The 23,557-nt window shown below is 40.2% G+C and carries 18 protein-coding genes and 1 tRNA gene; 16 read left to right on the forward strand and 3 right to left on the reverse strand.

The genetic code is table 11. The features are described from left to right. Positions 1–69: 69 nt before the first annotated feature. Positions 70–1,239 carry a HEAT repeat domain-containing protein gene (locus V7O61_RS08630; protein WP_023843785.1) on the reverse strand — a complete coding sequence of 390 codons (1,170 nt, stop codon included), beginning with the start codon at positions 1,237–1,239 and terminating at the stop codon, positions 70–72. Positions 1,240–1,601: 362 nt separating this feature from the next. On the opposite strand from V7O61_RS08630, the gene V7O61_RS08635 reads away from it, so the two are divergent. The 3 genes from V7O61_RS08635 to V7O61_RS08645 are packed head-to-tail and all read left to right on the forward strand — an operon-like array spanning position 1,602 to position 6,462. Continuing rightward, positions 1,602–2,216, forward strand: coding sequence for a helix-turn-helix transcriptional regulator (locus V7O61_RS08635; RefSeq protein ID WP_407282127.1), 615 nt, complete (start codon positions 1,602–1,604; stop codon positions 2,214–2,216). Beyond that, positions 2,213–3,079 carry a hypothetical protein gene (locus tag V7O61_RS08640; protein ID WP_407282126.1) on the forward strand — a complete coding sequence of 289 codons (867 nt, stop codon included), beginning with the start codon at positions 2,213–2,215 and terminating at the stop codon, positions 3,077–3,079. The genes V7O61_RS08635 and V7O61_RS08640 overlap by 4 nt, the downstream gene beginning before the upstream one ends. Then, positions 3,076–6,462, forward strand: a complete 3,387-nt coding sequence (locus V7O61_RS08645; RefSeq protein WP_407282125.1) for a HEAT repeat domain-containing protein — start codon at positions 3,076–3,078, stop codon at positions 6,460–6,462. The genes V7O61_RS08640 and V7O61_RS08645 overlap by 4 nt, the downstream gene beginning before the upstream one ends. Positions 6,463–6,841: 379 nt before the next feature. On the opposite strand, the gene V7O61_RS08650 is transcribed toward V7O61_RS08645, so the two are convergent. Beyond that, positions 6,842–8,323: a dihydropteroate synthase-like protein gene (locus V7O61_RS08650; protein WP_407282124.1), complete on the reverse strand. Its 1,482-nt coding sequence runs from the start codon at positions 8,321–8,323 to the stop codon at positions 6,842–6,844. A gap of 109 nt (positions 8,324–8,432) precedes the next feature. Continuing rightward, complete coding sequence (gene ftsZ / locus V7O61_RS08655; protein ID WP_023843790.1) at positions 8,433–9,632, reverse strand: cell division protein FtsZ; 1,200 nt, start codon at positions 9,630–9,632, stop codon at positions 8,433–8,435. 485 nt (positions 9,633–10,117) lie between these two features. Here ftsZ and V7O61_RS08660 point away from each other — a divergent pair, with 485 nt between their 5' ends. The 13 genes from V7O61_RS08660 (at position 10,118) to V7O61_RS08720 (ending at position 23,473) form a co-directional block, all read left to right on the forward strand. Continuing rightward, entirely contained in the window at positions 10,118–11,860 is a 1,743-nt protein-coding gene (locus tag V7O61_RS08660; RefSeq protein WP_407282123.1) for a site-2 protease family protein, read from the forward strand. Between the two features lie 45 nt (positions 11,861–11,905). Next, on the forward strand, positions 11,906–12,919 hold the full coding sequence (locus V7O61_RS08665; RefSeq protein WP_288068858.1) for a TrkA family potassium uptake protein: 1,014 nt from the start codon (positions 11,906–11,908) through the stop codon (positions 12,917–12,919). A 4-nt stretch (positions 12,920–12,923) separates the two neighbouring features. After that, a complete protein-coding gene (locus V7O61_RS08670) occupies positions 12,924–13,631 on the forward strand; it encodes a potassium channel family protein (protein WP_407282122.1) in 708 nt (235 codons plus the stop codon). 22 nt (positions 13,632–13,653) lie between these two features. Further along, positions 13,654–14,403: a sulfite exporter TauE/SafE family protein gene (locus V7O61_RS08675; RefSeq protein WP_023843794.1), complete on the forward strand. Its 750-nt coding sequence runs from the start codon at positions 13,654–13,656 to the stop codon at positions 14,401–14,403. An 84-nt stretch (positions 14,404–14,487) separates the two neighbouring features. Further along, positions 14,488–14,584: transfer RNA gene (locus V7O61_RS08680), tRNA-Arg, on the forward strand. 201 nt (positions 14,585–14,785) lie between these two features. Further along, on the forward strand, positions 14,786–15,361 hold the full coding sequence (locus V7O61_RS08685) for a hypothetical protein (RefSeq protein WP_407282121.1): 576 nt from the start codon (positions 14,786–14,788) through the stop codon (positions 15,359–15,361). Positions 15,362–15,542: 181 nt separating this feature from the next. After that, positions 15,543–16,628, forward strand: coding sequence for an iron ABC transporter substrate-binding protein (locus tag V7O61_RS08690; protein ID WP_023843796.1), 1,086 nt, complete (start codon positions 15,543–15,545; stop codon positions 16,626–16,628). Positions 16,629–16,720: 92 nt separating this feature from the next. Then, on the forward strand, positions 16,721–17,836 hold the full coding sequence (locus tag V7O61_RS08695; protein WP_407282120.1) for an iron ABC transporter substrate-binding protein: 1,116 nt from the start codon (positions 16,721–16,723) through the stop codon (positions 17,834–17,836). Continuing rightward, positions 17,833–18,450: a class I SAM-dependent methyltransferase gene (locus V7O61_RS08700; RefSeq protein ID WP_407282119.1), complete on the forward strand. Its 618-nt coding sequence runs from the start codon at positions 17,833–17,835 to the stop codon at positions 18,448–18,450. The genes V7O61_RS08695 and V7O61_RS08700 overlap by 4 nt, the downstream gene beginning before the upstream one ends. 19 nt (positions 18,451–18,469) lie before the next feature. After that, positions 18,470–20,242: a radical SAM protein gene (locus tag V7O61_RS08705; protein WP_288068868.1), complete on the forward strand. Its 1,773-nt coding sequence runs from the start codon at positions 18,470–18,472 to the stop codon at positions 20,240–20,242. Next, positions 20,235–21,254 carry an iron ABC transporter permease gene (locus tag V7O61_RS08710; RefSeq protein ID WP_048134958.1) on the forward strand — a complete coding sequence of 340 codons (1,020 nt, stop codon included), beginning with the start codon at positions 20,235–20,237 and terminating at the stop codon, positions 21,252–21,254. The genes V7O61_RS08705 and V7O61_RS08710 overlap by 8 nt, the downstream gene beginning before the upstream one ends. Beyond that, complete coding sequence (locus V7O61_RS08715; RefSeq protein WP_407282118.1) at positions 21,245–22,039, forward strand: ABC transporter ATP-binding protein; 795 nt, start codon at positions 21,245–21,247, stop codon at positions 22,037–22,039. The genes V7O61_RS08710 and V7O61_RS08715 overlap by 10 nt, the downstream gene beginning before the upstream one ends. A 186-nt stretch (positions 22,040–22,225) precedes the next feature. After that, a complete protein-coding gene (locus tag V7O61_RS08720) occupies positions 22,226–23,473 on the forward strand; it encodes an S-layer protein domain-containing protein (protein WP_407282117.1) in 1,248 nt (415 codons plus the stop codon). Positions 23,474–23,557: the final 84 nt, after the last annotated feature.

The raw sequence follows: 23,557 nt of genomic DNA on the forward strand, positions 1-23,557 counted from the left end.
AATAATTTCAATGCCACAACAGTATGATCACTAAAAATGAAATTGCACAGATAACACAACTATGCATAATTAAGATTTTAACTTTTCACCACAGAAAGGACAAAACTGAGGTGAAACTGCCATCTCAAGACTATCACCACAATAAGGACAAAAAGATAATTTTCTTTTTCTGCCTGGTTTATTGGATTTGTGACCTGACAGATTATCATTTGCAGTTTCTGCAAGTTCTTCACCCTGAGAAGCAACCTCAACCATCATGACTTCATTACTTATACGTAAAACATGATTCATTGCCAGTTTGCGCACCCATTCATCAGGATCTTCCTGACCTACTTTTTCAAGAATAGACAAACTTTCGTCATTACCAATAGTAACAAGTGCCTCAACTGCAGAACTCCTGACATGCTCGTTTTCATCATTGAGAAGTTCATTTAATGTAGCAGACGGAATTTCTACCTTAAGAGCCAGTAATTCTTTTATTGCAACACATTTAACATTGAAATTTTCATCTTTCAACGAATCTATAAGATATGGTGCAGACTCTTTTTTAATACAACTGTTCAGGGCTTTTGTGGCACTACTTCTTACATCAACATCAGAGCTTTTTAAAACCTGAAGCAACAAAGGAACTGCAAAAGGACTTCCCGTATCTCCAACTAAACTGAGCAGACGGATTTTATAGTACCGGTCAGCATTTTCGATAATTTCTGCGATGCATGGAATCATGTCCTCGGCCTTAAAAAGCTTCAGGGATGAAGTTGCAAGAGCCCTTATTTCTTTATCATTACCATTGAGACACCTGACTAACACACGAATAGAATCTGCTGTTTTTATCTTTCCAATACACTGGACAGAGAACTTTTTCCTGTTAATGCTTCCTGATGAAAGCATTTCTATAAGAAAAGGCAGGTTTTTTCCGTTAACACATGAGTCCAGAGAAGAGATAATTGTTTTTTGATTATCTGAAGATTTATACTTACTATTAAAAACCAATTCAAATAAGGTCTCTGTTGCCCTTGAATCACCAAAAACACCAAGTGACTGGATAATGCATGTGCTCACCTGTCCGTCAGTTTCTTTTTCAAGTGCTTCCAGAAGATATGGTACAGCATCCGAGTCCCCCTGATTTTCAAGGGACTTTACAGCATCGCATCTTTTGTTTGCATTTGAAAAGATACCTTTTTGCAGCTTTTTTACTGAAGAGATAAATTCTTTGTTTTTCCCGGATGTATCGCTCATCAACAACCCCGAAGCACTATTAGGTGCGGTGAATAAAAATCTAGCTATATAGATTTAGTACTGCTAGATATTGTTTTTGAAAATATAGAATCTACAGGGTCACCTTATATTAGTGCAAAGCAGGGAAGGATCAGGAACAGATTTAAAAACACATTTGTAATAAATTATATCTAAGTTCAAAATAATCCATATTACAGTTGTAATTTTAGAAATTCCAACGATTTTCATAATAGTTAATCACAAAGAAAACAGAATGATGGGGCTGTGGTTTCAAATAAATGATACGTTTCATACTATTGTTACAGTCAAAATATATCATTTGTTTCATCCCTTGTGATAATTGTCAACAGTGAGATGATGACTTGATAAGGGAAAGAACAAAACTAATAATATCAGCAGGAATTCTCATACTTGCAGGAATAATTGCAGTGAGCACACTGCTGCAGGATGCTCCTGTAGTTATACAAATCGAAGGGGAATCATTCAAGATAATTGAGATTCCTTATTCTTACACTACAGGTGAAGCATACCTGTTGTTACTATCCGGTTTTTTCTCAGGTTTAGCACTATGCCAGATATTATTGTCTCTGGGTATCTATCCATTTATATACAAAAATATTCATGAGTCTTATTCTGATATTAATTTAAAAACAAAAGATAATTCTCAAATACTGCAATCTGCCAAAAAAACAGAAAGCTCAGATTGGGAAGAATCAGCAGAATCGGCAACATCGCCTGACATGAAAAAAGTACTTCTTATGGCTCTGGAAGGAGATGAGAAAAAAATCGTCAGGACAATTGTGGATAATAACGGACAGATGCTCCAGAATGAACTTGTGAACAGACTTGATTTTTCCAAAGCTAAAACATCACGTATTCTTTCCAATCTCGAAAAGAAAGGCATAATCTCAAAACAGAAGTATGGCCTGACAAATTGCATCTCACTGACCGAAGAGATAAGGGGTGAGAACAGATGAGAAAAGAACTTCCGTTGATTATTGCAGGAATAATCCTTGTTTCTGCCATAATCTGGTGGCACTATGATAGTAGTGTCGATGTGAAAATTGTCGAGATTAATGCACCCCGGACTCTGGGGGTGGATACTATCAGAACTGACAGCATGAACGAAATTGAACTGGTCATACAGAATAACGAATCAAAAAATGTTGAAGTAAAGATTGAAACTGAAAATGCCTTTGTAGATGAAAATGGAAAGAGTGCTGATACTTTCATCGTTTTTGGATATAATGGTTATCACTACAGTGATTATATTTCAACACAGGATAAAATAAGCCTTGAACCAGGAGAGAACAGGCTAACCCTGTTGCTTGGATATCAGGTTACAGGAGAACAGAATGTTCACATCAGAATTGTAAACAATGAGGTTGTCCTTGACGAAGAATCATTTACTGTGGATGTTTTACCTCCCGAACTTTCAGTCGAATTGAATTATGAACTGGAATCTATCGGAGAGCTGAATATCTACAATATTGACGCTTATGTGATAAATAGCGGCCTTGGAAGAGCCGAAAATGTTGAAACAACTATCAGTATAATTGATCCTGATACAAAAGAAGTTATGTCTTCTGAAAACAATAATTTTGATGTTCCTGCTTATTCTAAAAGTTCTTTCAGCACATGGAAAGATTCGCACGCTGGAGTTATCGAACTTAGTTCCGGCGAGAATTCGGATGAGAGTTACATGCCTGCCCAGGCAGTGGTTAAGGAGAAAATTGGAAAGCAATATATTGTGAAAGTTACTGCTGTCTGGAAAGAACAGATAGCTGAAAAGGAAATAATTGTTCCTGAAAATAGTTCTGTACTGGAGGTCGAACTATGAAAACAGCAGGTAAGACTTCATTAAAGCTGGCCGTAGCAATCTTCATATTTGTTCTTGTATCGGGAACCTGTGTTTCCAGCGAACAGAATAATCAGAGTACAAACGATAGTCAGCTAACCGACTATTCCAGCATCCTTTCATTCATTGTGGAATCTTTTGAATCCATAGTTTATAATGAAGAAGATAAGAACATTACAAAATGTATCGATATTCTTGAAGATAGCTCTGAAACGGATAGAAATAGAAAAAATGCAGTTTATATGTTGGGTGAAACAGGAAACAACAGAGCTGCAAAACCACTTGCAAGAATTCTTGTCAACACGGAGGAATCCGAATCATTGCGCGGTGCTGCTGCTCGTACTCTTGGGAGTGTCGGGAATGAAAAAGACACAGATTTGCTTATCAGAATGCTGGATGATGATAACTTGGATATAGCAATATGGTCTGCTGCTTCACTGGGAGAAATTGGTGATCCCAAAGCCGTTGAACCTCTCATGGAAATTATCGCTGATACAAATATTTCAGTAGATTTCCGCAAGTATGCTATTATTTCTTTAGGAGATATCGGAGATGAAAGAGCAATTGAACTTTTGATTTACACATTAAAAAACGGTGAAGAAACTTTAGCCTCAGCAGCAGCAACTTCACTTGGAGAGATGGGAGATGAGAGAGCTATTGAGCCTTTAACTAATGCACTTGAAGATAAAAGATATACAGTAACTCTCAGATCTGCGGAATCACTTCAGAAAATGAATGTGCCAATTACCGATATTGTCATTGATAATCTTAATAACAGAAATGTAGATGTCAGAGATAACTCAGCTACCCTACTTGGTGACATAAAAGCAAAAAATGCTACCGATAAACTCCTTGAAGTCGTAGAAAATAGAGACGAAGATGATGAAGTCAGAGCATCTGCAGTCAATGCACTCGGAGATATAAGAGACAATAATACCATAGAACCGCTTATTAAAATACTGAATGATCCAGATGAACCAAGGGCAGTGAGACTAAATATTCCATCGGTCTTAAGAAGAACAGATGAAAATGCCGCAATCGAGCCACTTCTGGATAACCTGAATGATACAGACCCGGAAGTAAAGATTAGAATCATGGGTTCCTTAGAGGATATTTCCTCAGATAGAGCAATAGAACCTATAGAATACCTATTATTGAATGATGAAAAATGGAGAGTCAGACAACATGCAGCAATTACACTTGGAAGGATGAGTGGAAGCAATTCAACAAATGCATATACATTGGCATTAAATGATGAATCTACTGTTGTTCGTTATACTGCTGCATTGAATCTAAAAAAATATCCCGATAAAAATGCAACTGAAGCATTGATCAGCGCTCTAGGAAATGAAACTGATCAGTCAGCACGGCATACAATGGTGCAGGCATTAATTATAATGGAAGATCAGCGAGCCATTCCAATACTCACTCAAATAGCTGAAGATGAAAATGAATACATAGGTGTTCGAACCTCAGCCATATCAGGTCTTGGTAATTTTAGAAACAGCAATTCCACAGGACTTTTAATTCAGATATTGGAAAATACTGATAATTCACCTTATATGAGATCAGCCGCTGCCACTGGCCTTGGAAAAAGCAATAATACAGAAGCTATTGAAGTTCTGATAAAGGTGGCAGAGGACGAGAGAGAATTCATTCCAGTTAGGGAAAGTGCACAGCAGGCACTAGATAATATAGGACAGAACAATTCAGGAATTGTTTACACGTCCAATATTGTAGAGATGGGACTTAATTTTTCATCGATTATAGATTTTTTCAAATCATTTGTCCATACAGAAAGAAACGATAATGTAAGCCAGTGGATAGGTGTTCTTGAAAATGAATCCGAAAGTGAGGATGACAGACAACATGCCGCTTACATGCTGGGAGAATCAGGAGACAGCAGAGCTGTAAAACCATTCATAAAAGTAATTGAAAATACTGAAGAACCGGATTCATTGCGTCAGTCAGTTACCATATATTTAGGGAAGGTAGGAAATGAAGAACAAACTGACATGCTAATTGAAATGCTGGACGATGATCTTCTTGATATCACAGCAACTATTGCTTTAGGTGATCTGGGAGATGAAAAAGCAGTAGAACCGCTTATGGATATACTCGCAAATGAAAGCCAGTCAGAAAACATGCGAGGAAATTCAGCAAAATCGCTTGGGCAGATCGGAGATAAGAGGGCAGTTGAATTGCTTATTGAATGTCTGGATGATGGACCATGGCAGATACAACCGGAATCTGCCTGGTCTCTTGGAGAAATCGGTGATGAGAGAGCAATTGAACCTTTAACCAATCACCTGGAGGATGAGTATGAATTTACAGTTACAAATTCAGCTGTAGCTCTAAAGAAATTAGGAGCACCGGTAGAAGAGATGCTTATCGAAAATCTTGATAATAGGGATACAACGGTTAGAATCAATTCAATCCATGCACTTGGCTCTATTGAGGAAACGAATGTTTATGATATATTTCTTAGCATCGCAGAAGATAGTACTGAGGAAGATAAAGTACGAATAAATGCTATCGGAGCACTTGGAAAATTAAGAAATAAGGATGCCATCGAACCTCTTGTCCATATACTGGAAAATGAAAATGAAAGAAAGGATGTAAGAAAAAGAGTTCCATGGGCATTAATGAAAATTGACGAAGAAACGGCTATGAAAATACTTCTGGATGAATTTGATATCGAAAATATGGAAGTCAGGTCAAGCATCGTATCATCATTTAGAGGAACAGAAGAAGAAAAGAAAAACCTATCAGTAGCAATCGAACCACTTGCGTATCTTTTACTGAACGATGACCAGTGGCCTGTGAGGAAACAAGCAGCAATCGCTCTGGGAGGTATAGCCGGAGAAAATGCATCGGATGCTCTGGCACTGGCATTGAGTGATGATAATTCGGAAGTCAGATCTGTTGCAGCTAAGTATCTTTCCTCCATGTCTGATGCAAATTCTACAGAGTATCTGATAGATGCTCTGGCAAATGAAACAAACAAGTATACACGTAGTGATATAGCACGTGCGCTTGGACATACAAATGACAGCAGAGCAGTACCTGTTCTTGTACATCTGATGCAGGATAAGGGAGAATACCTGAATGTACGACTCCATGCCACAGAAGAACTTGGAACCATGGCAAACAAAGATGCTACGGAATCTCTAATGCAGGCACTTGAAAATACAGAAGATTCACCTGATATCAGAAAGGCGGCAGCAGTTTCATTAGGGCAGATCGGAGATAAGAGGGCAGTTGAATTACTCACCGAGATTGCAGATAATAAAGAAGAATATCCTGCAATCAGGCAGAGTGCAGAACAATCGCTTGAAATGATTCAGGAGGCAACTTCCTCCTGAATTCTAATTTTACGTGAATCCTCTATGTAAATTGTTTTAAATTAGGATTTGTGGATTTTCTGTGTATAAGGACACAAACATTGATCATTTTCATGTACATAAAAACAACCTGCAATCCAAAAATAAAGTAGCTATCCGCCGAAGGCGGCACATTCCGATATTACTACACAGAAGATAAGCACAATGGTGATTTGAATTTATACATAGAATTCTGCAGAAATCCTTAGAAAAAGGCACAGGGTATTTGTCAATTATTTTATTTCTTATCGTGGGAATACGCTGGCTTCGCCGGACCCTTCGGGATTAATCAAGTTATTCATAATTTATGACGGATCAGTTTAGAAATTAATACATATTTCAGGAAGGATTTCTACAATACCTAAAACTCATCGTCCTGAGCATAACTTCTTCCCAGTTTCAGGGCGAGTTCCGCTTTTTTGAGTTCCTGTCCCAGATAAGCAGCATGTTCCATTCTTGAAACAAGTTCCATTTTAAGAATCGTGTCCATGACTTCCCTGGCAGTCTTTCCGACAATTGATGTATTATCATGTTCAGCAAGGATGCATCCGTCTTTCATTCCAAATTGATCAGGGATAATGCTTATCCTGATACTGCCTTTGGGGTCAACAGTCCACATCTTGCTTTTTTCTGCACTTACAAAGGTTTCCGGTAGTACAGAATCAGTACGTCTTCTTTTCTCTTTAATCTCAATCAGATCGATTCCCAGATCCTTTGGTGAACTTTCACGCTCTTTTGCCAGCATCATCATCTGGGATGCTCTTTTGAGCTCATTAATGGAACCCTGTGTTTTATTACTATATTCAGGAGTAAAAAGAATACTTGCTCCTACGTCTGCACCGATGCCGCAAAGTGTGGCGTTGACACCGGTGGAATCCACATCTATAAGTTCCGTGACGTTGCCTATTCCATAGAAAACAGGAATATCAGGGTTCTTTTCATGGAATTCCTTGTATCTTACAATAGAGACGGCAATTCCATGACCTATCGGATCAAGTACCGGATCGGCAATTAGTTTCTCAATGCCGGCCTTGCGGGCAAGTTCAATGTTTTTCATGAGACTGTCATAAGCTTCGCCCTGATCAGGTATTACAACAGCAGGAATGTCACAAGAAGCAATTTCAGAAGCAATTTCTTCAATATTGCTACTATCCAGACTTAGAACCATGTCAATTCCGCAATTGAGGGCTTCCCTGATAAGCACCGGGTCAAGAGTGTCAATACTCACAGGAAGATTCGTTGTCCTGCGAGCAATATTGATAGCTCGCTTTACATCATCAGGATTAGCATGCAGGGATGCGCCAAGATCAATCATATCCGCACCCTTCATTTCAAAACTACGGATGCGTAGTTCAAGTGCTTCAGGAGCAAGTCCCGTGGCATCGACAACCTCTGCCAATACCTTCATACGGGAATTGCCTCCAATTTTCATTCCACGTAATTTCAGTGGACAATTAGCAGCATCCTCAATTTCTTCAACCTTTTCAATAGCCATGGCGCGTCTTACGTCTGCCAGAAGTTCACAGGCAGGAATTTCTGTTGAAAATTCCATGCTTTCCGTGAATGGAAGAACAAAACCGAGATCATAGGCATGTTTGGGACCAAGACGTATTTTGCATCCCAACTCCTGTTCTGTTTTTTCGAAGTTTCCGGAAACAAGACCAGGAATGAATATCAGATCATAATTAAAAACTGGAATTTGATCTTTGATCGCAGCAAGCAGTTTACGGGGAGTAATGAATGCGGCAACCTGGGTGTCGGCAACAACAACATCGGCATGATTACCTATTGCATTCCTTACAGTCTGTTCAGCAAGTCTGCCCGTAGCTATCAGTATTTTCATGAATGGAAATAGTAGTGAAAGTAAAAAAGAATATCTGCCAATCCTAATAACTTATTTTGGAAAAATTGACAGATCCGGCTTAATGCCGGACTGATGTTAATTAAAGCAATCAGTGAATGATATCAATGATTGATCCGCCGTTGTTCTTTGACTGAATTGGCTCAACAACGGAGCGGCTGACCTTGTTCACAGATGGGCTTGCGCGCCTGTATGCACGTGGTGCCTCTGCATGAACAGGTTCACGTACACTATCATATGATATACTACTGCACTGTGGCTGTCCGAGAATCTGTGCTGACTGGACACCTGTCATGATAGCCATTACACGCACCCTGCCTTCATACTCAGGGCTGATACGTGCTCCCCAGATTACATTTGCACTGGAAGAAAGCTCGTATGTGAGTGAAGCAGCGATTTCTTCAGCCTCTTTAAGACTGAGATCCGGGCCACCTGTGATGTGTACAAGACTGCCTGTTGCACCTCTGTAATCTACATCAAGGAGTGGGTGGTTAAGTGCTGCACGAACTACATCGTCGCTCTTGTCCTGGTTTTTACTCTCACCAACAAGCATTACTGCAACGCCGCCGCATCCCATGATAGCTCTGATGTCAGCGTAGTCAATGTTGATAAGTGAAGGCTGTGTGATTGTTTCTGTGATTCCCTTTACGGTCTCAGAGATAATCTGATCCATTACTGAGAATGCCTGGTCGATTGGGAGATTTGGTACATACTCAAGGAGTCTGTTGTTGTCAAGTACAATAACAGTGTCTGCGGCTCGGCGGAACTCTTCAAGTCCTTCCTCTGCCTTAACTGCTCTTGCCCTTTCAACTCTGAATGGGCTTGAGACCATACCAACAACAATTGCGCCCTGCTCCTTTGCGACCTCAGCTACTACAGGAGCGACACCAGTACCGGTTCCTCCTCCCATACCTGCTGTAACAAAAACAAGATCTGCATCTTTGAAGATCTCTTCAAGGGTGCCGCGGGCAAGTTCTGCTGCCTTTGCACCAACTTCAGGGTATCCTCCTGCACCAAGACCGCGGGTAAGAGTCTTGCCCACGAGAATCTTCTTGTCTGCACGAATGAGGTCAAGGTGTTGCTTGTCAGTGTTAATAGCTACTGTCTCAGCACCCTCAATACCCATGTTGTAAAGTCTGTTGATTGTGTTATTACCTGCACCACCGCATCCGACGATCATAATTCTTGGCTGGCCAAGAATATCAAACTGGTCATCGTTAATTGCAATTGACTGGCGGTACGCTTTCTCTTTCTCTGTGTGTTTTAACGCTTCCTGAACTATTGACTGCACTTTCATCCCCTCACGGATTTAGTAACATTACGGTATAGTGTTCTGGTTTTTAGTTGTTGCTCGAATTTTACTGTAACCATTCATCAACGTTTATCAACGTTTTGTAATTCTGTAATTGCTATATTTCCTTTATTCTTTTTATACTTATCCTTTTATGCAAGTTTGAAACATCTTACAAAATAGGACCCGGAAAGCTGGCAAACATTAAATATTACATTTGAGTAAGAAACTATATAAATTTAACCTGCTTGATTTTTATATTTACTTATATCATAAAAATAGTAAGACCGGTTATTTCAGAATATTTCACTTCGATTTCTGCCCAATCAATTATATATCATTCTTATCATTTTATATGACAAAGATATATACCTCGTAAAAAGAATTACCAAACAAATCTAATTGAACATGAAAAAGATTTAAGGTTAATATTAAATTGACTAATTAACACTTCAACCGAAAATACCAAACGCCGGAGAGTTTTTTTGGACGGAATATACATTGCAGTTGCAATTCTTTTGCTTTACTGGATCGTTGTAATAGCACTTGACAGAAAAGGAATACTTGAAAAATACAATATCAGCGCCTATGGCCCTGTTCTGATGATCAGGACTACAAAAGGACTGAAATTACTTGATAAGCTTGCCATACCTAAAAAAGCATGGAGAATCTATGCAGACATCGGTATCAGACTTATGTTTATAGGAATGATAGCGATGTTTTTGTTTGTTATACTTTCAGACCTTGCCATGCTGGCATCATATGAAACAAATACAATGCCGGAACCCGGAAAGTTCAATGCCGCAAGGAACATATTCCTGATACCTGGTGTCAACGAGTTCATACCTCTTGTATGGGGTACAATAGCACTACTTGTCACTCTCGTTGTCCATGAATTCTCGCATGCAATACTATGCAGGGTGGAAGATATCAGGGTCAAGTCCATGGGAATCCTGCTTGCTGTTGTACCTATCGGTGGTTTTGCAGAACCTGACGAAGAAGAGCTTTTTGGAAAGAAAGAAGAAGAAGAACTCACTGATGAAAACGACCCTTATGGAGACCGGCGACTTGGAATCGTAATTGACAGAAAAGAAGAAGAAGAAAAGAAAGTTGTCAAAACCGATGAAAAAATAGCCACGCGTACCCAGAGAGCAAGAATACTTGCTGCAGGTGTCATGGCAAACTTCGTGGTGGCATTTCTGGCATTTGCACTGCTTTTTGGACCTGTACTCGGTTCACTGGAACCTCTTGGAGATACAATGGTCATGGACATTTCCGAAGATAGCCCCGCATATTCTGCAGGCATCAGGGAAAACATGATTATAACACAAATTGATGATACGAAAATCAGCAATGTAAATGAAATGCTTGATTATCTTGATGGACTTGAAACAGGCACAGCTGTAACTGTTTATGCAGCTGCCGAAAGGGTAGAGTCCAGCTATGAACTGGAAGTTGGAAATACGGATATTGGACCCGAAGGCATCCTTATCCAGAGCATAGTGGAAAGTAACCCTGCAGAAGCAGCAGGGATGGAAGCAGGTACTCATATTCTCTATATTGATGGGAATCCGATCTATACTTATAGTGATTTCAGCGAAGTTCTCAGTGAAAGCACTCCGGGACAGGAAATTTCAGTTGTGGTTGAAAACGATGAAGGAGAAACAACTGAATATGCAGTTACCCTTGCAGAACATCCGGATTATGAAGGCAGAGGTTTCCTTGGGGTGCGAACTACTTCAGGAGAAAGTGTAGAAACATCACTTGGGTTCTCCGTTGGTGAATATCCTGCAGCTGGATATCTGGAATTGCTAAAGAGTGTTCCGAGCATGCTTGGCGGACTTGCAGGATGGTACATTATTCTTGTACTGCCAATAAGTGGGTTTGCCGGTGAAGGATTCCCGGGTTTCAGTGAAACACTTTCCCAGTTCTATGTGCCGGTTGGATGGGCAGAACCTTTCGGAATAGGAGTATTCTGGCTTGCAAACACACTCCTGTGGGTAGGCTGGCTTAACTTCTATGTAGGCCTGTTCAACTGCCTTCCAGCCGTACCTCTTGACGGAGGACACGTTTTCAGGGATTCTTTGAATGCTTTCATTTACAAGATCACAGGAAATGAAGAAAAGGCAGAAAATGTGTCAGCATTGATTACAGCCACATTTGCAATGATGATATTATTCTCATTCATCTTCATGGTCATAGGACCTTACCTTGTACACGGATTCTGAGAATGGATGAAAGGAACTGTTTGATACAATAACAGGGGAACTCACATGAAAAGAAGGCACCTTTGGCATAAGACACTTCTAAAATCATTCCTTGGAGCTCTTGCCATAATAGTGGTGTACATGATAATCTTTGTGGAGATTATGATATACGAGGGCCAGACCGAGTATGTCAATATCTATGATGCTATTTACTGGGTGATAACCACTCTTACAACAGTAGGTTACGGCGATATTACAATGGCATCCCCAATAGGAAAATTATATGCCGTTTTTGTCCAGTTGACAGGAATACCACTGGTATTTGGAATACTTTTCACCCTTGTAATTATTCCCTGGATGGAAAAAAAGATCCAGTCCAATATTCCTTCCAAAGCTTCGAAGAAGCTTACAGATCACATAATTATCTGCGGATATAACAGGCTTATTGAGACACTTATTGAGGAGCTGAAAGAAAACGACATACCATACATCCTTGTTGAAGAAGAATCTGAACTTGTGATGGAACTGTTGAAGAGAAATATCCATGCCATCTATGGGCTTGTCAGTGAGGAAGAAACCCTCAGAAATGCAAACATAAAAGAAGCACGTTTCCTGATAGCAAACAGAAACGATGAGATGAATGCAAATATTGTGCTCACAGCACGCAATATCAGCGATGTGAATATCATTGCAATTGTAGAAGACAGAGCCAATAAGAAATACCTGAAATATGCAGGAGCAACAAGTGTTGTTTCACCTAAGGAACTCTTTGGAAGGTTCATAGGAAGGAAGGCTGCGGACCCGTTTGTTAACAGGCTAACCGGTGCAACTGAATTCTTTGAGGGAGTCAGTATTGTTGAATTACCTATCTATCCGAAAAGCCCGTTGATGGGCAAAACCATGAAAAATGCAGCCATAAGGGAAAAGACCGGTGCAAATGTTGTTGGAATGTGGAAAGGTGGAAGCCTGACATTTATTATTAAACCCGATGATATTATCAAAGATAACTCGGTGCTCCTTGCAATTGGTTCCAATGAACAGCTATCGAAACTTAAGAAATTGACACAATCCGGGGAGTAAATGTATGGAAAATTATATGGAAAATCCAGGACATAAAGATCATATTGTAGTTCTCGGATCCGGAGATGTTGGCAGAAGGGTTGTTGAAACACTAACTTATGCAAACATCAAATTCGTAGTTGTTGATTCACAGGCGCATACTTTTGAGAATGCTGACTATGATTATGTTGTGGGAAATGCAACTGAGGAAGAAATCCTGATTCAAGCTGGTGTTCCACAGGCATCTACAATCATAGTTACCCTGAATGATGACACACATGTGATGTTTGCAACACTGATATCAAGAGGACTTAATCCCGATTCAACAATAATTGCCAGGGCAAATTCATATAAGTCCATAGACAAGATTTACAAGGCAGGTGCAAATTATGTTGCTGCGCTGCCTATTGTTGCCGGACAGATGCTTGCAAAAATGACTTCAAGATGTATTGATGTCTCATGTAAAAAAATGGATGAAGATATCATGCTTTATGAAGGTGTGGATATTGAAAAACACACGATTACCAATTCAGATGATCTTGCAAACAAGACAGTGGCTGATATAAGTCTCAGGCATAAAGTTGGTTGTACTATTTTAGGAATCGAAAGAGACGGAAAGATTATAACAGATATACTTCCATCCACAAAGATGCTGAAAGGTGATATCATTGCAGTAGTAGGCGGGAGAGAAGAAATATCCCGTTTCAAGGATAAATATGTGAAGAAAACGTGATTTTCAAAAGGATCGTCTGTAAATGCAAACTATATTCTTTGCCGTAATTGTCTTCTTTGCTTCCATCCTGTTCTCAATGATAGGACTTGGTGGGGCAATATTTTATGTGCCTTTCTTTTACTGGGTAACCGGGGATTTCATATTTTCAATTACCATTGCACTCCTTCTGAATATAGTAACTTCTGCATCCGCAGCAATTACCTATATTCGAAAGAAACTGGTGGATTTTAAAATTGCCATTCCGTTTATTATCGCATCAATGACAGGAGCACAAATAGGAGCCTATTTTACACAAATAGCACCTGTAGAGTTGCTCCTTGGAATGCTTACAATGCTTATGTTTATTGTAGGCGAAGAGATGATCTTTTCCAGAATACGATTCATGTATCAGGAAAAAGAAATTAAAGGACAGGAAAAATACATCTTTGTCACTATGTTCGGATTTCTTGTAGGATCTATTTCCGGAATGCTGGGAATAGGTGGAGGTACTTTCATAGTTCCTTTGCTGTTGATATTTGGATTCGGGATTAAAAGAGCAGCAGCAAGTTCCGGTTTTATTGTCCTTTTCACATCAATTTCGGCGTTTGCAGCACATGTTGCTTCCTGGACTCCTGATATTAACCTTATTGCTGCAGTATCAGTTTCATCATTCCTTGGTGCACAGCTGGGTTCGTACCTGATGCATAACAAGATCAATGCCGAAACACTCCAAAAAATATTTGGTATTGTACTCTGGTTAATGGCGATAAGAATGCTGACAGACTTTTTATGAGTGATAATTAATTTAAATTATCATATAATGCCATGTGTAATAGAAACCTTTAATACTGCCAGAAGCTATCAGTAGTTGCCTTGCGGGCCTGTAGGGTAGCCAGGATATCCTGATGGGCTTCGATGTTACCATAATGGTGCGAAGATACCCATCGACTCGTGTTCGAATCGCGGCAGGCCCGTTCTTTTGTTTATTATTTTTTATTTTTCAAATTCTTTGTTTATTTAATCCGGACTTTGAATTTGTAGTATTGAGATTTTAGAATACATCAGGCATCGAAATTGGAAGTTACTACTTTTTTGCATTGATACGAATATACCGACATATTAATAAATTCATGGATATATGATAATATTTGATATAAAATTTAAAGAGATTTTAAATGTATAAAGTTATTAAATGGCTTATGTTATTGGTTTGTATATTTGTATTTCTATCTGATCCTGCAATAGCAATTGAAAGCAATGAGCAAAATACTTCTTTTACAAATAACAGTAATTTCTCAGACTATAGAACTATTATTATTGAAGAATTAGAAGATGATCCCGATCTGATTGCTATCCGGGGAACTATACCTGAAATAAAGAATTCGGAAGAACTAAAAGAATGGTATGAGGATATTCATAGTCATAGAGAAAAGATAGGGTCTTTGATTGAACCATATATGGCTTCAAATGGCGGTCCGGTAGTAGCACTTGCGTATAATAGTGATGGATATATGCTTGTTTACCTGGATAAATACCTGGAAACTGAAGTTAATGATACAACAATTGATATGATTTACCAAACAATTGAAGAAGGGTATAAGCAAGAAGGGACTGACAATATTCCTGTAGTTTTCATGTTCAGATATCGAGCTATTGAGACATTGGAAGATGAAACATACTTATCCGGATTTAGTTCAATTTTGTGTATATTGGTTATTATGTGTCTGATAGCATTGAAAAAGTATAATTAACTATCAACTTGCTGTCATTTTCTTCTCAGATTTTACGGACAATTATCTTTTAATCAAATTATCACACCTTACATTGAAAATATAATATATAACTCATAAACCGTTTAGCGCATATCTTTTTATACCATTGTGTTCGTCAGAACATATCGGTAAAAACGGTTAATGTTTAACAGGTGTTGTCATGAACGTAAAAAATGGTACATTACTCCTCATTTTGATAGTTTTGCTGGCTGTTACTGCATGTGGATGCATGGAACAGACCGAAGCAGAACAGGTACAGGTTACTACAAATAACACGGTGCAAATCACGGATATGCTTGGCAGGGAACTAACGGTACCCGAAGAGATCACATCGGTTTACGCTACATCCCCTCCTTCTACAATTCTTGTTTACATGCTTGCACCTGAAAAAGTTGCAGGCTGGAATTTTCTTAACACTTTTAACCACACATTGATGAACGATGAATATCTCAATTTACCAATTCTTGGTGGGTGGTTCGGTACGCAGACAGGAAATTATGAAACAATTATCAATATTCATCCTGATATCGTAATGGAAGGATACACAACAGATGGTCAGATAGATGAAGCAATCAAGCGCAGGCAGGAATCTTTTGGAAATATCCCGGTTGTTGCCATTGATGATTCAATCATTTTTGTAGAAGAATCAGACCCGACAATTGAGTACGTGGGAGAACTCCTGGATTGTGAGGAACAGGCAGCCGATTTTATGGAATTCAGGGCTGATATTCTCGATGAAATAGAAAATAAAGTCTCCGATATTCCTGACGAGGAAAAGGTAAGAGTCTACTATGCAGAAGGACCCACTGGTCTTAAAACCGATCCATCCGGGTCACAACATTCGCAGGTTATCGATATCTGTGGAGGTATAAATGTTGCAAATTGCTCCCTTACTCCCGGAAACGGAATGACACCTGTTTCAATTGAACAGGTGATGGAATGGAATCCTGAAATAATCCTCACATCAAATGCCCAGTTCTACAATACAGTTTACTCAGATCCACTGTGGGAGAACATTGATGCCGTACAGAACGAGCGTGTTTACCTGTCACCCCTTAACCCATTCTGCTGGATAGACAGGCCACAGGGACCACATCTCATAATCGGAACTGCATGGACGGCCACCGTATTGTATCCTGATCTTTTCGAAGATATGGATATGGAACAAACTACACGTGATTTCTATTCACAGTTCCTGCATTATGATCTTACAGAAGAGGAAATGGAATCACTGTTGAATCCTTAACCGGGTTCAGAAACTAATGATAAGCACAGGTATTCGCACAAACCTTCCTATCTGTGCTTTCTTTTAATTATAAAGCAAAAGGTGGTGAATAAATGGATAAGAAATTCTGTCCAGTTAGTTCCTTTCTATTAATTCTTATTTTAGCAACCGCAATCAGTGGTTGTACTGACCAGACACAGCAATCCATAGTACAACAAGAAGAATCTGTGGAGACTGTAGAAGTAACCGATATGCTGGGTCGCAACCTTACAGTTCCTTCTGAGATAGATAGTGTTGTGACTGCAACTGGCCCTTATTCAATATTAGTGTACATGCTTGCACCTGAAAAACTTGCAGCATGGAATACATTTACTCCTGTGGACAACATGCACATGGATGAGCTTTATACCTCACTTTCTGTAGTCGGTTCATGGGGAAGTGCCCAGACAGCAAACTATGAAACGGTCATCAGTCTTAATCCTGAAATTGTTATTGAAGGATATACTGTAAACAAGAAAGGACAAATCAGTGAACAGGTCACTGAGAGGCAGGAGAAATTCGGAAGCATTCCTGTAGTTGCTATCAATGGTTCAATTATTGCCATAGAAGATGGAGATGACACAATCGAATATCTGGGACAATTGCTTGATTGTGGAGAACAGGCAACTGAGTTCATCAATTTCAGGTTATCTGTTATTGACAATATTAATGACAAAGTCGAAAGTATTCCGGACGATGAAAAGGTCCGTGTATACTATGCAGAAGGATCTACCGGTCTAAAAACAGATCCATCAGGTTCATTGCATTCTGAAGTAATCGATATATGCGGCGGTATTAATGTTGCAGATTGCCAGGTAACACCAGGAATGGGAATGACACCGGTTTCCATAGAACAGGTTGCTGAATGGAACCCTGAAGTAATACTGATAACAGATTCCGAGTTCTACAATTCTGTTTATTCAGATCCATTATGGGCAAATATTGATGCTGTGCAGAATGGACGTGTATATCTGGCGCCACAAAACCCTTTCTGCTGGATAGACAGACCATATGGCGTACATCGCGTGATAGGAGCTGCATGGACAGCTAATGTACTCTACCCGGAACTGTTTCCAGATACTGAACTAGAAGAATTAACAACTGAGTTCTATTCACAATTCTTCCATTACGACCTCAATAATGAAGAACTGAAGAATTTGCTCTACCCCGAAGAGGAGGCATTGGCATGAAGCAGGATGATAAGTTGCATAATTTCCCGGATATAGCAGAGAATGTGTTTGCACCAATTTATCCTGTGATAGCATCCGACATAATTGCTTCCAGTGGCATAAAAGAAGGAATATGCATTGACCTTGGGTGCGGGCTTGCATCACTTGGAATTGCTCTGGCAGAACAGACATCTCTTACGGTTTATGCTGTGGACATCTCAGAGAAAATGTACGAACTGGCAACGGAAAAAGCTTCCAGACACGGTGTTTCTGACAGATTAAAACCAACATTGGCAGATGTGCATAAACTCCCATTTAATGATGATTTTGCAAATCTCATAGTGAGCCGCGGCTCTGTATTCTTCTGGAATGATCTACCTGTTGCCTTCAGTGAAATTGCCAGAATACTTGCCCCCGGAGGTGAAGCCTGGATAGGTGGTGGTTTTGGTACCGCCGAACTTCGCCAGCAGATAGCAAAAACAATGGAAGAACGTGATCCTGGCTGGCAGGAAGGTTCTAAAAAAAGGCTCAGCCCGGAGAACAAGCAGGCAATGAAGAATGCCTGTGTCAGTACAGGGCTGCTATTCAGGGTTGTGGATGATGGTGCTGGATTCTGGGTGGTTCTGAATAAGTAATATTGAAAGGAGGCAAAAAATGAAGTGCAAGATATGTGAAATGGCTTGTGATATCAACGAGCACAGTACCGGCAGATGCAAAACCTACCAGCTTGATGGTGACAAAATAATTCAGGATCCAGAACTTGGGTATCTGGGAGCGTTTCCTGTTTCAATAGAGACTATACCCATGCTCCACTATTATCCTGCAGGAAAATTCCTCCAGGTATTCAGCACAGGTTGTAACTTCAAATGTCCGGGATGCATTGCAAGACTTTTGGCTTCAAGAAGGTCGCTTGGATGGCCAACACTGAGCCCTGACCAGGTTATTGAAACTGCACTGAAACTTGGGTGCATTGGAATAGTTTCCACCCTCAACGAACCGGCTGCGAATTTCTATATGTTCCGCGAACTGGCACTTAAAGCAAAAGAAAAAGGTCTCCTCATTGGTTGTTCTTCTAACTGCTACTTTACGGAAGAAACTATTGAGGAGCTTTCAGGTTTTGTCAATTTCATGAATGTAGGCATAAAGGGACATTCTGATGACGCTTACAGGAATTGTGGAGTCCTGTCCTCAAAACCAGTATTTCGTAATATCGAAAAACTACACAGGATGGGCGTACACGTTGAAGTCTCAGCAGTCTACATGAAAGGAAAGGAAGAAGACGTTATTCAGGTTGCCAGAACCCTTGCAAACATATCAACCTCAATTCCTCTGCAACTCATGAGATTCATCCCATTTGGCGATGCACCAATAGCACTTGAACCGTCCATAGGCGCATCTGAAAGACTGTGCAACAGCCTGCATGATCACCTTCAGCATGTTTACCTCTTTAATTCCCCGGGCACAGGACTAATGGATACATTCTGTCCTGAATGTGGGGAAGTAATAATAGAAAGAGAGTTCTACGGCCCCATGGGTTCCAGACTCCTGAAACCATGGAGCAATTACAGCTGTGAATGTGGCCACAGTATTCCAGTTACCGGCACAGGTGCCATCGAAAGCTTCAGTGAATCCGGATTTATGGGTGGATACAGGATAAGCCGTGCTTTTGGAATGGTTCATGCGGTCCTTACATGCCTGGGAATTCCCGAAGAAGAAAGGATGCTTGAAGTATGGAAAGAGATTTCCAGCTCAGAAGCTCTCATGGATATCCATCACATGATACAGAATCCGACATCATATCTGGAATATATCAGGTTGATTGCTGACAAGGCGGGCGTACAGGAAAAGGGTGAAGACCTTGTCTCATTCATCGGCAAGCGTCTTGAGCTTATTGAACGGGTCGCCTCTGAAAATGATGGCGGAAGCGCATACTATTGCATGGGTTCACCGCTTTTTGCACTGAACGCCGGAAGAATGGAAAACAATCTTGTTAATTTTGCCGGAGGGCAGAGTATCAACAAATTACTTCAGAAAGAAGGTAAGCCTGGTTTCAATGTTGAACCTGGATTTATCAACAACAATAACCCCAAAACGATATTCATCTCCGGTTTTCTTTCCCGTCCGCTATACGAGTTCTATGGTCTCTGTAAGTATTATGGAATTGAAGTGGATGCAGTAAAGCAGCAGAGAATCTATGCACTTCCACCTTCATGGGATTTTGGAAGCCCACGCTGGATACTCGGACTACTTTATATAGCAGATAAACTGCATCCTGGTAAACTTGAAATAGACATTGAACAGGAAGCAAATACATTCTACAGGCGTTACTACGGTATATATTATAGCGAAGCAAAGCCTAACAGGTCTTTCCACAGGCCATCTTCAGGAATCTGGCCAGGGGAACTCACGGGGTGTACTCATGCCTGATTACAGGCGATGTGCCACCATTTCAATTTATTTGCTTCCAATATTGCTATTAGTTGCTTCACTCTTTGTTGGCAGGTACCAGATGCCAGCATCACTTGTAATTGCTGATATCGTGAATACAGTAATTTCCTTTATATCAGGAACTGCAAGCCCGGTATCCACACAACATACTGTGCTTTTCAGTGTAAGGTTACCAAGAATTCTAGCATCCTTGCTCGTTGGTTCATCACTTTCGCTTGCAGGAGTATCTTTCCAGGGAGTATTCCGAAATCCACTGGTATCACCTTATATTCTTGGCGTGGGAGCCGGCGCAGGTTTTGGTGCATGTGCAGGTATTTTACTCTGGGACAGCCAGCTCGCAATACAACTGCTGTCATTTGCCTGTGGACTGATAGCAATGTTTGGAGCCATCAGTATGGGAAAGGTCAGCAAAGGAACAGGAACTCTTGTATTCGTTCTTTCAGGAATAATCGTAGGTTCGATATTCACAGCCCTTATCTCACTTGCAAAATACGTGGCTGACCCTTATGATGATCTGCCGGAAATTGTGTTCTGGCTCATGGGAAGCCTGTCTTCAATAAGATATAACGATCTGCTCTGGATTATTGCACCAATGCTCCTGGGAACATTGGTGCTTTTCCTCCTGAGATGGAGAATCAATATCCTGTCACTGGGGGATGAAGAAGCACGCTCTCTTGGAGTAAATGTTGACCAGATACGCCTGATAATTATTATCTGTGCCACTCTTATCACATCGGCTGCTGTGAGTATCAGCGGTGTTATCGGATGGGTGGGACTTGTGGTACCACATATTGCAAGGATGATCGTAGGTCCGAATTACAACCGGCTTCTGCCAATGAGCATGGTGATCGGTGCATCCTTCATGCTTCTGGTAGATGACCTTGCAAGAACTGTAACTGCAACAGAAATACCGCTGGGAATAATCACTTCCCTGCTTGGTGCACCGTTATTTGCATACCTTCTGAAAAGGGGGCGTATGGGATGGAATTAGAATTAATCTTAGAAGTAGATTCACTGGCATATTCGTATGGTAAAGGACCGGTCTTTGAGGATGTATCATTTTCAATGAAAGGCGGGGAAGTAATGTGTGTGCTTGGACCCAACGGAGTTGGTAAATCCACACTTATCAAATGCATTGCAGGTATTTTCAAACCTGTTGCAGGTTCTGTCCGTATACAGGGTGAAGATACTCAAACAATGACTTCAGGATCTATTGCAAAGAAAGTCGGATATGTGCCTCAACAGAACGAGACCGTTTTCCCATTCGACGTACTGGATTTTGTGGTAATGGGAAGAACACCTCATCTTTCACTCTTCGGTTCACCTGGAGAAGATGATATGGAAATTGCATGGAAGTCCCTTGAAACAGTCGGTGTTGAGCACCTTTCTGACAGGACATTGAATAGTCTCAGCGGAGGACAACGGCAGATGGTGCTTATTGCCCGTGCTCTTGCACAGGAACCAGCACTTTTATTATTGGATGAACCTACTGCGCATCTTGATTTTGGAAACCAGGTGTTGGTTCTTGAAACCGTAAAGAAACTTTCAGCATCAGGAATGTCGATTGTTATGAACACTCACATGCCTGACCATGCTTTCCTTGTAGGCAGCAATGCAGTTGCTCTGACAGGTGGTAAACTACTTGCCTGCGGACCGGTTCCATCGGTTGTGAACAGTCAGACAATGTCATCTGTTTATGGTATAGATGTCACTGTAAGAGACATATCTGATATTAACAGAAAAGTCTGTGTCCCGTGTGGAAGTGGAAAGTGCTGAACCTTTCCGCTTATAACAGTGGCAGAAATGCATTGTTATTTTGTGAAGTAAATAATTCATAATTTTTTCATTAATATTACAGATTTTGAATTCAGATAAACTATAAATACCATTATGTTTGTTAGAACATAACGCTAAAAATAACAATTGTTGTTATGGATGGACGAACTTACTCGGAGGCTAAAAATGATACAACAATTTGGAAAAACAATAATATTGAGTATAATACTACTTTTTGTTCTTGCAACGGCCTCTCCCTGTCTGGCCACAAATGTGGATATAAGGGGGGCTCCTATAGATACCGGTTCTACGGATTCTGGAAATATTTCCTGGGATTATTCTACTTTTCCCGGAATGTTTTTTGCTGCAAATAAGTACACTCAACTCGTCAAAGGTGCCGGGGAACACCTGTACTATCAAGATGACGGAAGAAATCCTGCAATAGGTTCAGCCAATCCAACAGCAAATGTAATCGATGAAGGTGAACTTATATACACAACAAGTCAGCTTGCTTCAAAATACAGTGTCTATTCTGAAGAGCAGAACGTAACAAAGGTGACAAAATTCTATACAATCTCCATATTTGGAACTTCATACTGTGCAGTTGACAACGATGCTACTACGCTTGCAAAGATATTGATGAAACAGGATAGTTCCGATAAGAAGACACTTAAAAGTGGTGATAAGTGGGAGATGAAGAATGGATATTCTCTTGTGATGAATGCTGTGGACATTGAAGGTTCAAAATGTTATGTTACCCTTTACAAGGGCGATGAAGAGCTTGACACCGGCGTGATTTCAACAGAAGCTACAACAGATGACAGGATATACACTGTTGAACAAGAATGTGCAGATGGTTCGGAACATATATATTTCCTGACATATGTAGATTCCATATTCGCAGGCCAGGAGGATAATTTTGCAGTTCTCAAATATACGTGGCTTGCAGACAAGGACAGTTATACAGAAATAGAAAACGGTGATGAGTTCGGTAATTTTGAAGTCGATGAAGCTACGGAATCCGGACTTGTACTATCCAACAGTAATACTATTACTATGACTGTAAGTGCCGGATCTTCTACAGCAATTACAGGTGACTGGTTCTTTATGTCCTCTGACAAGGAAAAAGGCAGTAACGGAGGATATGTATTCTATCCTGTAAAAAGAGTTGTTATAGAGGATACACCTACAGAAAATGCAGTTACAGAGGAAACAATCGAAGCTTCGGAAGAAGATGATGAGGATACTGTAATAGTAGATATGTCTGAATCAGAGGATGATGTTGATGCTTCAACTAGTAACACGGATCAGCCCTCACCAGATGATTCAGTTCCAGATGATTCTGCTGTAGAGAATTCCATTCCTGGATTTGAGGGTTACATAGCCATTCTTGTAATTTCTATGTTGCTCTTCTTCCGCAGAAATAAATTATAAATTATAAAATAAGAACAAGAACACTCTGTATAAGAGTGTTTTTTCTCTTTCTTACTGCTGGTGTAATGTATGTATCTCATCATT

The organism is Methanolobus sp. WCC1 (assembly GCF_045690315.1).
Lineage (GTDB): Archaea > Halobacteriota > Methanosarcinia > Methanosarcinales > Methanosarcinaceae > Methanolobus > Methanolobus tindarius.